The organism is Candidatus Enterovibrio escicola (assembly GCF_002464935.1).
In the GTDB taxonomy this organism is placed as follows: Bacteria; Pseudomonadota; Gammaproteobacteria; order Enterobacterales; family Vibrionaceae; genus Enterovibrio; species Enterovibrio escicola.
This window is the reverse complement of sequence record NZ_NBYY01000009.1, coordinates 363,352-377,746: the sequence shown is the minus strand read 5'-3', so window position 1 is coordinate 377,746 and position 14,395 is coordinate 363,352. Positions and strand designations below refer to the sequence as shown.

Annotated in this window: 10 protein-coding genes and 5 pseudogenes; 8 read left to right on the top strand and 7 right to left on the bottom strand. The window is 40.8% G+C overall.

All coding sequences use genetic code 11. From position 1 onward, the window contains the following. Positions 1–100: 100 nt before the first annotated feature. Positions 101–2,296 carry a primosomal protein N' gene (gene priA, locus BTN49_RS03360; protein ID WP_097356066.1) on the bottom strand — a complete coding sequence of 732 codons (2,196 nt, stop codon included), beginning with the start codon at positions 2,294–2,296 and terminating at the stop codon, positions 101–103. 174 nt (positions 2,297–2,470) lie between these two features. Here priA and BTN49_RS21835 point away from each other — a divergent pair. Continuing rightward, a pseudogene (locus tag BTN49_RS21835) lies at positions 2,471–3,294 on the top strand (IS982 family transposase). 26 nt (positions 3,295–3,320) lie between these two features. On the opposite strand, the pseudogene BTN49_RS17205 reads toward BTN49_RS21835, so the two are convergent. The 4 genes and pseudogenes from BTN49_RS17205 to aroQ form a co-directional block, all read right to left on the bottom strand. Further along, positions 3,321–3,867, bottom strand: a pseudogene (locus tag BTN49_RS17205) (transposase); the annotation flags it as partial. A 421-nt stretch (positions 3,868–4,288) separates the two neighbouring features. Beyond that, positions 4,289–5,635 carry an acetyl-CoA carboxylase biotin carboxylase subunit gene (gene accC / locus BTN49_RS03340; protein WP_097355993.1) on the bottom strand — a complete coding sequence of 449 codons (1,347 nt, stop codon included), beginning with the start codon at positions 5,633–5,635 and terminating at the stop codon, positions 4,289–4,291. 12 nt (positions 5,636–5,647) lie between these two features. Then, positions 5,648–6,085, bottom strand: coding sequence for an acetyl-CoA carboxylase biotin carboxyl carrier protein (gene accB, locus BTN49_RS03335; RefSeq protein WP_097355992.1), 438 nt, complete (start codon positions 6,083–6,085; stop codon positions 5,648–5,650). A 28-nt stretch (positions 6,086–6,113) separates the two neighbouring features. Further along, the gene (gene aroQ, locus BTN49_RS03330; protein ID WP_097355991.1) at positions 6,114–6,569 is read right to left on the bottom strand and encodes a type II 3-dehydroquinate dehydratase; all 456 of its coding nucleotides are present in this window, start codon (positions 6,567–6,569) and stop codon (positions 6,114–6,116) included. 1,213 nt (positions 6,570–7,782) lie between these two features. On the opposite strand from aroQ, the gene BTN49_RS03325 reads away from it, so the two are divergent. The 5 genes and pseudogenes from BTN49_RS03325 to mreD all read left to right on the top strand — a co-directional run bounded on the left by BTN49_RS03325 (position 7,783) and on the right by mreD (position 12,563). Then, positions 7,783–8,070, top strand: coding sequence for a hypothetical protein (locus BTN49_RS03325; RefSeq protein ID WP_097355990.1), 288 nt, complete (start codon positions 7,783–7,785; stop codon positions 8,068–8,070). Between the two features lie 393 nt (positions 8,071–8,463). After that, positions 8,464–8,855, top strand: a pseudogene (locus BTN49_RS17200) (transposase); the annotation flags it as partial. Positions 8,856–10,068: 1,213 nt separating this feature from the next. Then, a complete protein-coding gene (locus BTN49_RS03315) occupies positions 10,069–11,112 on the top strand; it encodes a rod shape-determining protein (RefSeq protein WP_097355988.1) in 1,044 nt (347 codons plus the stop codon). Positions 11,113–11,143: 31 nt separating this feature from the next. Beyond that, positions 11,144–12,082 (top strand): rod shape-determining protein MreC, encoded by a 939-nt coding sequence (gene mreC, locus BTN49_RS03310; RefSeq protein ID WP_097355987.1) that lies wholly within the window; start codon positions 11,144–11,146, stop codon positions 12,080–12,082. Continuing rightward, on the top strand, positions 12,075–12,563 hold the full coding sequence (gene mreD, locus BTN49_RS03305; protein ID WP_097355986.1) for a rod shape-determining protein MreD: 489 nt from the start codon (positions 12,075–12,077) through the stop codon (positions 12,561–12,563). Before mreC ends, mreD begins: the two co-directional genes overlap by 8 nt. A 407-nt stretch (positions 12,564–12,970) precedes the next feature. Here mreD and BTN49_RS03300 read toward each other — a convergent pair. Both BTN49_RS03300 and BTN49_RS14920 read right to left on the bottom strand, forming a co-directional pair. Continuing rightward, positions 12,971–13,228, bottom strand: a pseudogene (locus BTN49_RS03300) (transposase); the annotation flags it as partial. After that, complete coding sequence (locus BTN49_RS14920) at positions 13,212–13,394, bottom strand: hypothetical protein (protein ID WP_190322077.1); 183 nt, start codon at positions 13,392–13,394, stop codon at positions 13,212–13,214. The pseudogene BTN49_RS03300 and the gene BTN49_RS14920, both read right to left, overlap by 17 nt. On the opposite strand from BTN49_RS14920, the pseudogene BTN49_RS03295 reads away from it, so the two are divergent. Both BTN49_RS03295 and rraB read left to right on the top strand, forming a co-directional pair. After that, positions 13,335–13,637, top strand: a pseudogene (locus BTN49_RS03295) (IS30 family transposase); the annotation flags it as partial. The gene BTN49_RS14920 and the pseudogene BTN49_RS03295 overlap by 60 nt on opposite strands. Positions 13,638–13,826: 189 nt before the next feature. After that, on the top strand, positions 13,827–14,180 hold the full coding sequence (rraB, locus tag BTN49_RS03290) for a ribonuclease E inhibitor RraB (RefSeq protein ID WP_097355984.1): 354 nt from the start codon (positions 13,827–13,829) through the stop codon (positions 14,178–14,180). Positions 14,181–14,395: the final 215 nt, after the last annotated feature.

The window sequence follows — 14,395 nt, the reverse complement described above, 5'->3', positions numbered from 1 at the left end:
GCCTGTCCCATCATCACCTTCCACTGAACTCCATGATGATCTGATCGTAGGAATTGCCATTAGTTCAGATGTTGGGGAAATAACGCCGTATGACATGCGTTCAGTTCATGTCCTGAGGCTCGATATCAAGTGACCAATGTACTTTCTTCGACAGTGGTAGTTGTCGAATGCTGTGGAGTGCAATAGATAGTTTTTGCTGAAGGATCCTACGACTTGGGGTTTGAACGATCAGTTGCCATCGATAATGAGCAGCGCGGCGATGAAGGGGTGCCGGTGTTGGACCCATAACCGTGCAGCTATTGTCGTCTAGAGCTCCAATTTCAAGTACAGTCCGTGCTTGTTGTAGGAATTGCTCGACGAGTTCACTCTTATGTGATTCAGCGCGGATAAGACAAAAATAGCTAAATGGGGGTAGACTTGCTTGCTGACGTTCACGTAATGCTTTCCGAGAAAAACTATTATAACCGTTGTGAATGAGCGACTGCAACAGAAAGTGCTCAGGGTGGTGCGTTTGTAGCAAAACCATCCCAGGCTTGTTTGCCCGACCAGCACGGCCTGCCACCTGAATAAATAATTGGGCTAATCGTTCAGGCGCGCGAAAGTCATTACTGAAGAGTGCACTGTCAGTATCAACCAATGCAACCAGCGTAACATCAGGAAAGTGGTGACCTTTTGCGAGCATCTGGGTACCAATCAGTATTTGATATTCCTTATTATGAATGGCATGGAGGTATTCTTCCAATACACCTTTTTTCCGCGTATTATCTCGGTCGATCCGGACAGTTTTGTATTCAGGAAATATGGATGCTAGGTGAGTTTCCAACTGCTCAGTTCCTACCCCAACACGGATCAGCTGCGTGGAACCACAGTGATCACATTGATGTGGAATTGAACATTGTATGCCGCAATGGTGACAGCGAAGTTTTTGTGGTTGCTGGTGGAGTGTGTAGTTAGCATCACAATGCTTGCATGAGGCCAACCATCCGCATTTATGGCACATTAAAGCAGGAGAATAACCACGGCGATTCAAAAAAAGCATCACTTGATTACCTGTTATTAAATGTCTTCGTATCTCGGATATTAGCGGTGCCGATAATCCTGACTCAAGGTGTAAACCTCGAATATCGAGTATACCGTGTTTAGCATTTAAAACGTTACCGGCACGGGTAGAGAGAATAAGGTGATGATATTTCCCTATTTCCACGTTATGGATGCTTTCAAATGATGGTGTGGCCGAGCCAAGTACCACAGGAACATTCTCTTTGTGACCACGCATCACGGCTAAGTCGCGGGAGTGATAGCGGAAGCTATCTTTTTGTTTATACGATACATCATGTTCTTCATCTACAATAATGATGCCAAGATTTGTGCATGGTGAAAATAATGCGGAGCGGGTTCCGATAATAATCGCTACTTCGCAGTCGCGAGCGGCAAGCCAAGTATTTAAACGTTCTGTCTCGTTTTGTCCTGAGTGAAGGACTTCAACGGGAACATTGAATCGGCGTTTAAAGCGCTCAATGGTTTGTGGTGTCAGGCCAATTTCTGGTACCAAAATTAACGCCTGTTTTCCTTTTGCGAGAACAGGCTCTAACAGGTTGAGGTATACTTCTGTCTTGCCCGAGGCTGTCACCCCTTCAATCAGGTAACAGCTAAAATTAGGATTGGCATTTATGGTAGCCACCGCCATTGCCTGTTCGTTATTCAATGTTGGCTTATCTTCGATGACTTTGTAATGAGTAGACCATGGCTTGTAATGCGCATTTTGGGCAACTTCAATCCAGCCTTTTTTTTCTACTTTATTTATAACTGTGGCGGTGATATTATTTTCTAATAGTTTAGTGTGCGTCATGGCGCTATTGCGTAATAGAGTTAGTATTCGTGCCTGTTTTGGAGCGCTGGTCAGTGAACTTAATGGTTGAATTTTTCCGATATCAGTTAATTTCCATAGGCGATTTTGTGTACGGAAAGCTGCCTTTCCTTTCCTTAGGCTGACTGGCATAGCAGTGGTTAACACATTCCCAAACGGATATTGGTAATAGCGACTTGCCCAATTGAGTAGGTTATACAAAGAGGTTGGCCAAAGTGGTGTATTATCTAATACGTCATTAATTGGCTTAAGTTGCTCTAGTGGGAGATCAGACTGGTCAGTAAGCGCAGTTACAATTCCAATTTTACATTGTTTACCAAAGGGTACACGTACGCGTCCACCGACAATAGGTACATGATTGCCAATGAGGTAATCAAAGGTTTTGTATAACGGTAAGGGTAATGCGACTTTAGCGATTTTTGGAGTCATTTGGCAATGTTTAGGTTGAAGGAGATCATTCATGGTTACAGTGTACCTATGGGAGACTAACCCGCAAAGAGATGGTTGTATTTTATTATGTTGGTGTGATGAAATTACGTATGTGTTTGTCAACTAGTAGTTGCCACAGTTTTAGACTCACTTGGCAAATAGTATTTCTACCAGATTTTCCTCTCTAGCATGGGAAAATACCTAATTTCTTCCGGTATAAAACAAAGAAACAAACCTTCTCGCCTCTCCGTTAGCGAAGTGATGACGATAGTGATAGCTTTCCATCAATCGGAGTGTAGAAACTTCAAAACCTATTACATCCACTTTGTTTGCCTCTGCATCACCAACAAATTTCCTGAATTAGTCAACTACACGTGAATGCTCAAGTTCATGCAAGGTGTTCTGGTTCCGTTTTGCTCTTACTTAACTTACCGTCAGGTCAAACCGACAGGGCTTGCCTTTGTTGATGCATCCAAGCTACAGGTTTATCACAACTTACGCATTTTCAGACATCAGGTCTTTAAGGGTACCGTGAAACGAGGAAAAGGAACGATGGGGTAGTTCTACAGCTTCACCGTACACCTCATTATCAATGACCAAGGTGGCATTATTTCAGTCAAAGTGACGATGACTGACGTGGATGATAGAAAGCCTGTGTCTGAAATGACTGACAGAGCTTTGGGGGTATTGATAAGGGATAAAGGTTATATCTCTGGTCCATTGTGGCGGGAACTTGCAAACAAGGGAGTGATACTGATAACGGGTATAAAAAAGAATATGAAAACCAAAGTGATGAAACTTTGGAACCGCCTGGTACTCCGGAAACGATTTGTTATTGATACCGTTTTTGATCAACTAAAAACATATCCCAAATCGAGCATTCTCGGCACCGTAGTTGTATCAGATTTATAGTTGAACTTATCGCGTATTCATTTCAACCCAAGGAGCCGAGCATCAAGATGACTAGGTTTGATAAGCAAGCGCTTATGCAGATCTGAGGTTGACTTAGTATCTTTCGTCGTCATGGATTAAGCAGTATAGGTAAAACCTCATTATCACCTACAGAAACTAGGCTAACTTCTACAGTAATCATCTCATAAGTAGACACATCAACGGCAAAATAAGATTTGCGCCCGATATGTCGCTTATCCTTACCGTGTTTACGCGTTTTCTATTCACCTTTGTCGTATACCTTTAGGTCTGTGGCATAATTAACGACGTGGGCGACTGCTTCTCGACTCGGCAAACGGTACTTAGCTTTTACGGTCTTCGAACATTTATTAATGCAGGTGTATATAGGGGATTTCAGCGGGACATTCATCAAGGTAAGAACTGAATTGAGAAAGCCTTCGTAATCTACGAAGTGGAAGTTTAAAAATGCCTTTCACCATCAGTGTCGTTTCAATCTTGGTATTCGAAAATATAAACCCACGGCCACGATGAGCATGATGCTTTAAACAAAGCCATGCCTCAATAGAAGCGACGTTTATCCAAAAAGTGACTGAGCCACGGTTTACTAATGCTTGATTATATTGTTTCCAGTTGTTAATCTTAGCCTTTGCCTTTCCCATCATCACCTCCCTCTTAACTCCATGATGCACTAATCGTAGGAATTACGATTAGTTCAGATATTTTGGAAACACCGCCTATGCAGGGAGGAAAATCTGGCAGAAGTCATCGAAATCAACGAAAAGAACGTCTAAGTTATTCATGTCCAAGTCCTTATGCAGTAGATGGTTTTTTAATGATCAGATCGCGACTTAGGCATTTAGTTCATTTTTTATGCGCAGATCAGGTTACTTAGTATTCAGCATATCTCTTTGATATGAGCACTTTCCTCATTCATGTTGCAAAAAAAGATTCTAGCGTTGAACTCTATACGTTGATGCTATGATTTTCCCTTCAGGTATAATTAAAGATAAAATCATGGGATGTGATTACGGTTAATTTAATTGTGAGTCATACTACGTTTAGGTCTTTTTGTGTATCAAGTTACTTATAGATCCCTAATTTCTTTTCCAGATAATGGATGTTTGCACCTCCATGTTGGAAGTTTTCATCTTTCATAATTTCCAGTTGGAGTGGAACGTTAGTTTTAATACCGTCAATGATGATTTCGCTTAACGCATTACGCATGCGAGCAATGGCAACAGCACGGTTTTCACCGTGACAAATTAACTTACCAATCATTGAATCGTAGTAGGGAGGCACGGTGTAGCCAGTATAAACATGCGATTCCCAACGTACACCCATACCACCTGGAGCATGGAAGCGTTCAATCTTACCTGGACAAGGTAAAAATCGGACCGGATCTTCCGCGTTAATACGACATTCGATCGCATGTCCACGAATTTGGATATCCTCTTGGGTGAATGACAAAGGTTGATCTGCCGCAATGCGCAATTGTTCTTTTATCAGATCGATACCTGTTACCATTTCGGTCACAGGGTGTTCAACCTGAATACGGGTGTTCATCTCGATAAAGTAGAATTCACCGTTTTCATATAGGAATTCAAATGTACCAGCGCCACGATACCCAATTTCGATACACGCTTGGCAACAACGGTCACCTATATATTTGCGCATTTCTGTTGTAATACCTAATGCGGGTGCTTCTTCGACCACCTTTTGGTGACGACGCTGCATTGAGCAGTCACGTTCACCGAGGGAAATTGCTCTATCTTTCCCGTCAGCCAAAATCTGAATTTCAATGTGACGAGGGTTTTCTAGAAATTTCTCCATGTAAACAACATCATTATCGAAAGCAACTTTCGCTTCAGCTCGAGTCATGGCAATTGCGTGGGTAAGTTCACCATCAGAACGTACTACACGCATGCCACGCCCACCACCGCCACCTGAAGCTTTGATGATAACTGGGTAGCCAATTCGCTTTGCGAAGGTTTTGTTTTTTAATTCATCGTTGTCCAGTGTACCATCTGAACCAGGAACACACGGTACGTTCGCCTTTTTCATTGCGCTGATGGCTGATACTTTGTCACCCATTAAACGAATGGTTTCGGCTCGAGGTCCGATGAAAATAAAGCCGGACCTTTCAACTTGTTCTGCAAAGTCAGCGTTTTCTGATAAGAAACCGTAACCTGGGTGAATAGCGACTGAGCCTGTGACTTCTGCTGCACTGATGATACGTGGAATGTTCAAGTAGCTTTGAATGCTTGATGCTGATCCGATACAAATTGATTCGTCGGCGAGCAGTACGTGTTTAAGTTCACGATCTGCTGTTGAATGAACTGCCACGGTTTTGATACCGAGCTCTTTACACGCACGTAAAATACGAAGCGCAATTTCACCGCGATTAGCGATGACAATTTTATCTAACATAGTTGTCCTTAATTACTCGATGATGATCAAGACTTCGTCGAATTCAACGGTCTGGCCGTCTACACATAAAATAGCTTTAACCACGCCCATTTTGTCAGCTTGAATCTGGTTCATCATTTTCATTGCTTCAATGATGCAAAGGGTATCACCAACGTCAACGAGTTGGCCTACTTCGATGAAGGGTTTGGCCTCAGGACTGGAAGATCGGTAGAACGTACCTACAATTGGAGATAATACTTTATGATTAACTACTTCGGCAGGAGCATTTACTACGGGTGCAGTGGTAACAGGTTCAGTAACAATCGGCGTACCTAGTATATGCGTAGGTACAGGGAGGGATGCGACTACGCGACTGATGCGTATTGATTCTTCACCGTCGGAAATTTCTAGTTCTGAAATACCAGATTCCTCGACTAGTTCAATCAGTTTTTTAATCTTGCGAATATCCATGGTGTATTGACTCTTTAAAATTATCGTATCAGTTGGTATCTAATTGCAAACAGCGAGCTGCTGCTATCAGTGCAAATTCGTATCCGTCAGCGCCTAATCCGCAAATAACACCTACCGCTTTGTCAGAAAAAAAGGAATGATGACGGAAAGGTTCACGTGCATATACGTTGGAGAGGTGTACCTCAATAAATGGAATGCCTACTGAGAGTACAGCATCTCTTAGTGCTACACTGGTGTGCGTAAAAGCAGCAGGGTTGATGATTATAAAATGGGTGTTACCCATAGCCTGATGGATGGTGTCAATCAGGATGTGTTCCACATTTGATTGCAAATGATTAAGTTGAATATTGAGCTTGGCTGCCAGCGATGTCAGGTGTGTGACTATGCTGTTCAATGTTTTTTGTCCGTATTGACTAGGTTCTCGAATCCCTAACATGTTCAGATTTGGGCCGTTGAGGAGTAAAACTTTTCGATTTTTCGTCATGCCGATCGCTTTGCCCCTGTTCTTGTAGATAAAAGATAATATATTTTTTTTCAACACTCATGGGTGCGAGAATCCGTGTTTATGTAGTTCAGGCTACTACAAAAACGCAATTATAGATGAATTACAGTAAATGGCAGTAAAATACTGGTCTAATCAGAAATGTTCGCCTTTAATTAAGCCACGGGGTTATGATGGGTATTTCGTCGCAAGAGTTTATGAATTAACGATTTTCTCACCGAGATCTGTAATAGAGTTCTCACCTGCCTTGCATAGGGATATCTGCGTGATTTAAAAAATGGGTTGCACTAACTTCTGATAAGTTCTCAAAGATCTTGAAACTAAGCTTACTGATAACCTTCGAGTATGGTTTTTAGCATTAATCATCATTTCTACATACTTGCTTGTCAATTCATATGATAACTGAGACAGATATGGTTTGGTGTAGAAGAGGAAGCCAACTACCGAAAGTGGTACGTTCTTCTCTCCAATTGAACAAACAGTGCTACCATTAATTACCAGATGTTGTCAGCGGAATTGAGATACCGAATTACAGCTATTCTGGAATAGAGAATTATAATCTTAGATATTGAAAAGATAATCAAATGCTACTGTTCTTCAGTTTACCGAGAGCTGAAAAGGTACCGTAATAACGGTGAGTCTTCCCCTAGAATTGCTCGAGATCTATCGATGAATAAGCGTAAGCGAGCAAGTAAATACAATATACCAACAGATCAAAGAACTTTTGTTTATCTGTTAATCCAAAACGATTGGTATCCCGAGAAAATATTGCATGGACTAATTAACTCCAAGTCTGTATAGGCGCAGTTTTTTAAGATGCACTTAATACAGATCTGAAGTTAATTAAAAAAGTGGCGTCGAAATCGGGAGCTGATATCACCGTAGTGAGCATTGATTTACTGATACCACACAAAAAGCATGTCCATACGATTACGGCAGATAATGGTTGAGAGTTTTATCAGCATAAGATGACAGAAAAAGCTTTTAATTTTGAGATTTACTTTGCCCAACCTTACTCTTAATAGGTATGAGGGGCAAATGAAAATGCTAATAGGATATTGAGACAGTACGTGAAAGAAAGGAACAGACTTAAAGAGGGTCACTGATGAATATATGATCCTTACTCAAGCAAGGATCAATCATCAACCTAAAAAATGTTTAGGGTTTAAACAGCCTGACGTTATTTTTAATATAAATGGCTTTCTTTCATCACGAATACACGGAAGAGCATGAGATCAAAGGTAATGAACTTTGTGACTGTCTTATTATACTGAGAAATCGATTTATCAGCAAAACAGTTTTTTACCAACTAACACATCTATCCCAAATCGAGCATTTTCGGCACAAATGTGGGATGAACTTTATGGTCAATTTGATTGGTAAACTCATTGTTTATTCGTTTCAACAAGAAATCCTAGCATCAAAATCATTCAACTTAAAAAATAACACTTATACCAGAACTGAGTTTAATCAGGTAAATTAATGACTACGAACAAACCAAACGGACTAAACATACTCTAAAATTAAAAGCTGAGGTATTGAAGCTGGCTGAACCATTAGAGTTTAAATTAAGTGAGAGAGACAATTATCTTTAGATTAATAACAGTGTTATGTTTGGCGTAAAGTAACTTAAACTACAGTACAAATGTTGATATATAGAGAATGGGAACTTGCCCCTAAAAATGCCGAACTAAAACTGCTGCTTTCTAAGTAGGAAGCGGAGTTGGAGATTATGAAGAATTCAGTTACCAGCTTTGAAGAAAAACAATGTAGATTGTTGTGAATTTATGCTATAGCATCGGCGTTGTTTCCCAAATATCTGAGCTAACAGTAATTTCTACGATTAAATCATTATGAAGTTAGACGGGAGGTGATGATGGGAGAGGTTGAGCACAAGATGAGAAACTGGAAACAATATAATCAAGCATTAGTAAACCGTGGCTCAGTGATTTTTTGGATAGATGCTGCAGCCATTAATGGATGGAATTGTCTAAAGTATCACGCTCATCGTGGGCGTGGGGGTTATATTTTCGGATACCGTGATTGAAACAACACTGATGGTAAAAGGTATTTTTAAGCTCCCACTTCATGGATTAAAAGGCTTTCTTAATTTAGTTCTTGCGTTGATGAATGTCCCGCTTCCCTACATATACTTGCATTAGTAAGTGGTCGAAAACCGTAGAAGTTAAGCACCGTTTGCTGAATTGAGGAGCTATCTCCCTTGTCGTTATTGATGCTACAGGCCTAAAGGTATATGGCAAATGTGAAAGCGATAAACAAAGTTATAAGACTTAGTATGCCTGTTTGCCAGCAGACAATAGTATGCCTGTTTGCCAGCAGACAAATTAAGACTGTAAAGAAAACAGGGATCAGTGTGTTCTAGGCCTTGTTTAATCATATAATGCCTACCGTGGTACGAGTTTTTTAAACTCGTACCACGGTATTCATGCTGAGGCCTCGTATTCGAAAAAGATTGTGGATATCTGAATTGTTCATAGCAAGCTCATCAATTCTCTCTAGTTGTCCCTGCCGGATAAGTCGGTTAGGTATGTTCTGACTGTAAGGTGTTGTTGCATAATTGGCAATGGTAGTTACAATGATCACCTTGGAGGAATAAGTATTCCACACGAAAAACAATGTGTTGGATTTGTAATTCAGTTACACGACGCATTTACAATGTTACTGAAGATAAGAAAGCACAATGTGGCAATTTATATCATTACCTACCTGGGTTTAGTAAAACAGGATGGGAAAGAGAAAAACGTAATAAAAAAGCGACATTATCTTCATCCCTAATCGAGGAGATATCATAAAAAACCTTATCTCTATATTGTGAATAGATGGGAGTGATTAACTAACCGATGAAGGAGACACAGTGCATGGTAAAGAGACGAAGCTTGTGACATTAATCGATAGAATGAATCCGATTTATGATGGAAAAACGTTTTCCTGCAAAAGCAACTACATATGCTTTATGAAGCCATCTGCAAGTTGGAAGTAAGGAACTTAATGAGGCACGCTTTGTTGGATAAGACGATTCTGAACAAAAAAATGTAAAATACTAACTCTTACAGAGTTAGTGATTGATACTCGCCTCGAATAAAAGTATTAGATGGGCTTACACCATCTAAAATCTTTATTGGTAAGTGTGTTGCATTTATTACTTGGATCCAGATTGAGGTTATGATCAAAGTATGGTGAGGTGCTAGTGAGGTTTTGTGTTATTTTTCAATCATGGTTGCAACATAATCGGCAAAAAAACGTTTACAAATGATACCTGCGTATTGGATACATTTGGTCACTACCTAGTGAGTAATCACATCTCCTCACAAGAAGGTTAAAAACATTATTTGGACACGAAAATGGAAAAAAGACTGATCTTATTCAGATTTGTAGATCCTCACCTTGTCGCCTTTCGTCTGCATTGGTACATTTAGTGAAATTTTAAGAAATTTAACGCTGGCAGGATTAACCGAAGACTATGTTTAAGAAACTCCGTGGTATGTTTTCCAATGATCTATCGATTGATCTTGGTACAGCAAACACACTTATTTACGTTAAAGGACAAGGGATTGTTCTTAATGAACCTTCTGTTGTCGCGATTCGCCAAGATCGTGCAGGTTCACCGAAAAGTGTTGCTGCCGTTGGCCGTGACGCTAAGCGAATGTTAGGTCGTACTCCGGGTAACATTGCTGCAATTCGTCCAATGAAAGATGGTGTTATTGCTGACTTTTACGTCACTGAAAAGATGTTGCAGCACTTTATTAAATCTGTGCACGATCACAGCTTTATGCGTCCTAGCCCTCGTGTGCTGGTGGCGGTGCCTTGTGGCTCTACCCAAGTTGAGCGTCGTGCTATCCGTGAATCAGCATTGGGTGCGGGTGCGCGCGAAGTGTATCTTATTGACGAACCAATGGCTGCAGCCATTGGTGCTGGCTTACCCGTGTCTGAAGCAACCGGTTCTATGGTAATCGATATCGGGGGTGGTACTACTGAGGTTGCCGTCATCTCACTGAACGGTGTGGTGTATTCCTCCTCTGTTCGTATTGGTGGGGATCGGTTTGATGAGTCAATCATCAACTATGTCCGTCGTAACTACGGTAGCCTGATTGGTGAAGCAACCGCAGAGCGAATCAAACATGAAATCGGTTCAGCCTATCCGGGTGACGAAATACGTGAAATCGAAGTACGCGGTCGTAATCTTGCTGAGGGTGTGCCACGTAGTTTTACATTGAACTCAAACGAAATTTTGGAAGCCCTGCAAGAGCCGTTATCAGGGATTGTGTCCGCGGTAATGGTTGCGCTTGAACAGTGTCCACCAGAGTTAGCGTCAGATATTTCTGAACGTGGTATGGTATTAACTGGTGGTGGAGCATTGCTTCTCGACTTGGATCGTCTTCTGACAGAAGAAACAGGTATTCCAGTGGTTGTTGCTGAAGAGCCGTTGACCTGCGTGGCGCGAGGTGGAGGTAAAGCGCTGGAAATGATCGACATGCATGGCGGTGATCTATTCAGCGAAGATTGATCGTCATCTATCTATGACAGGTTGTAGCTGAATGAAACTAATCTTTGGTCGAGGGCCATCTGTACCATTACGTCTGTTTTCTGCTTTATTTGTATCAGTCAGCCTCATGCTGGCTGATGGTCTTCTTGAAGATTTCACCAATTTCCGCTATTTGCTCAATTCTGTAGTTGCACCACTTCAATATGCTTCGAATGTGCCGCGGGATATGTTGGATAACGTCTTCCGTCAATTTACCTCTCATCAGCAACTTCTTATTGAAAATACCCAACTTAAGGAAGAGCTTTTGCTGCTTCGCAGCGATCAGTTACTGCTCGATCAAATTAAAAAGAAAAACCAGCTATTGAGAAGGTTACTACATTCCCCATTTGTGCGTGAAGAACGTAAAATGCTGGCGGAAGTTATGGGTGTTGGTTCTGATCCCTATAAGCATCAGGTAATGATTAACAAAGGGCGAACAAATGGGGCGTATAAAGGACAATCTGTGATCAATGAACATGGAATTGTCGGACAAATTTCTTATGTTGGTGCACACAATAGTCGTGTGTTGTTGATCACGGATCCGACCCATGCGATCCCAGTTAGGGTTATGCGTAATGATATTCTCGTCATCGCAGCAGGTCGAGGACAAAGTGATAATATACAATTACAAAACATTCCAAGCAGTGCCGATATTGAGGCAGGGGACATGTTAGTTACGTCTGGATTAGGTGGGGTTTTTCCTGAGGGGTATCCGGTTGCAAAAGTGACGTCATTTTCTTTCGATAATCGTCGGCCTTTTGCTCAAGTGGATGCAATGCCAGCAGTGCAGTTCGACAAATTACGTTATCTGTTGCTAGTATGGCAAACGAATGTTGATAAAACTGAAGGCACAGAGGATACCAATATGCCTGTGGAATATGGGCAACAAGCTGTACTAGAAAAAAATAGAAATGATGCAGCTTTAGAAGAGCAAGAAACAAAAAATGACTAATTCTATATTTCGGGGTTATCTGATAATTTGGTTATCGTTTATCATTGCCCTGATCTTACAAACGGCACCGTGGCCAAGTGAGTTAACACCGTTTCGTCCTTCATGGGTTTTACTGGTCGCGTTTTATTGGGTGTTAGCCTTGCCACACCGTGTCAACGTTGGGACAGCGCTTATTTTAGGCTTGTTGTGGGATTTGATGTTGGGTTCGACATTGGGTATACACGGGTTGATGATGTCGATATTAGTGTATATTGTTGCACTGAATTTCCAATTACTTAGAAATATGTCTCTTTGGCAACAGGCTACTTTGCTCTTACCGCTGACCTTGGCAGGAAAAGTCCTAGAATTCTTGGGTGAGTATCTGGTATCTGGTGTCAAATTTTATCCAGAGTTGCTGTTGTCAGGTGTGCTTAATTTTATTCTCTGGCCTTGGCTCTTTCTTTTACTGCGTCGAGTACGTCGCCAGTTCTCGATTAGGTAATTTTAATACGCGATGACAGATCATTAATTGTGTATTGTGTCAATGTCTCCATGTTGGAAGTTGCTACCCAAATAGTTTTCTGTTTCGCTTTAAACGTATTTTCACTGCAAATCAGGCCATATTCATATCTAGTCTTCCCCGATATGACACGGATTATTTTCATTCAGAAATAGCTAAGATGCTGAAGTTTAGAACGTAGTTTTACTACTTACCAATACTTGGATTGCGGTCAAAGGCAACATAAAGTTAACTTTAATTGTAAGGGGAAAGATCGTCCGTGAGCATCAAGTGATGACGATCGTCACTTATGGGAATTGGAGGCCAATACTGATCTCACTTGTAACAATAAGTGTATGGTTTTGATTATTGAGTGACAAAAGAAGTCTGCAGTACCGGCAAGGAAGTGATTAACCTCCGATCTGCATAAGAGCTTGCTTATCAAGCCGAGTTATCTTGATACTCGGCTTTTTCGGTTGAAATGAATACGCGATGAGCCCCACTAGCAAGTTGACCATAAAGCTGATACAACTACGGTGCTGAGAATGCTTGATTTGGGATATGTTTTTTAGTTGGTCAAAAACGGTTTCAATAATAAATCGTTTCTGGAGCATCAGGCTGTCCTACATTTTCATCACTTTGGGTTTCATATTATTTTTTACCCCCGTTGTCTGCAGCAATAATCTCATGAGTAGATACATCAACGGCAAAATGAAGTTTGCACCATAGATGCCGCTTCTTCTTAACCTGAACTGCGCATAAGAAATGAACTAAATGCCATACAAAAAGCATGTCCATACGATTACGATAAATAATGGTCGAGAGTTTGCTCATCATGAAAAGATAGCAAAAGCTTTGGATGTTGAAATTGACTTTGCACATTCTTACTTTTCGTGGAAACTAGGGGCAAATAAAAATGCTAATGGGCTTTTGAGACAATACGTAAAGAAAGGGATAAACTTAGGAATTCTCAGCGATGAAAAAATTACCTTCTCTCAAGCAAGGATTAATCATCGACCTAAGAAATGTTTAAAGTTTAAGTGGCACTTCCGTCCTTCTTTAAGGAAAGAGTATTAGCAGCTTGATTGAGAAATGTCGCACTTCAGATTTAAGGTAAGTTTTAAATTCTCAATTAACATACGATGAGTGCGTATTTTATGTTTGAGAAATATTCATGAGAGTAAAAAATATATCATAAATTACACATGGAAAAGCTTGGTAATCCCTGCCATAGTGCACTGTGTTTTCTCAGTCTAGAGTTATACAATGTCTTACACGGACATTATTAAAGAACAAAAAAGTGAAACGAGAGGAATAATTGCTGCATTGCTTGAAGATGGCAGTGATCCGTCAGCACTTTATACAATTGAGCACCACCTGTCGGCAACAAGCACCTATGCTGAGATGGATAGTGTAGTGGTGGAGGCATTCAAATTGGGTTTTGAAGTAAAAGAACTGGAAGTGAAAAATGGCAGCAGGATGATTTGTTTTGACGCCATAATGGAAACAGTGCTAAATGCAGATCGTATCGATGGGCAAGTTGGAAAGCTGGTTGCGCTGGCTGAAAAACACAGCATTGATTATGATGGGTGGGGGACTTATTTCGAATCAAATAAATAGCGCTATAAAATAGTACACTTATCTGCTAGATTAAAATGATTAATAAGAGAGTCGGAAGGCTATTTGTTATACAACAACCAGGAGGTGTTGATTGAATTATTCCTATAACACGCTGATCCAAATCTTTTTTACAGTCTTAATTTATCTGCAGGCGAACAGGCATACCGAGTCTTATAACTTCGTTTATCGCTTTTATATTTGATAGCGTTTCACTA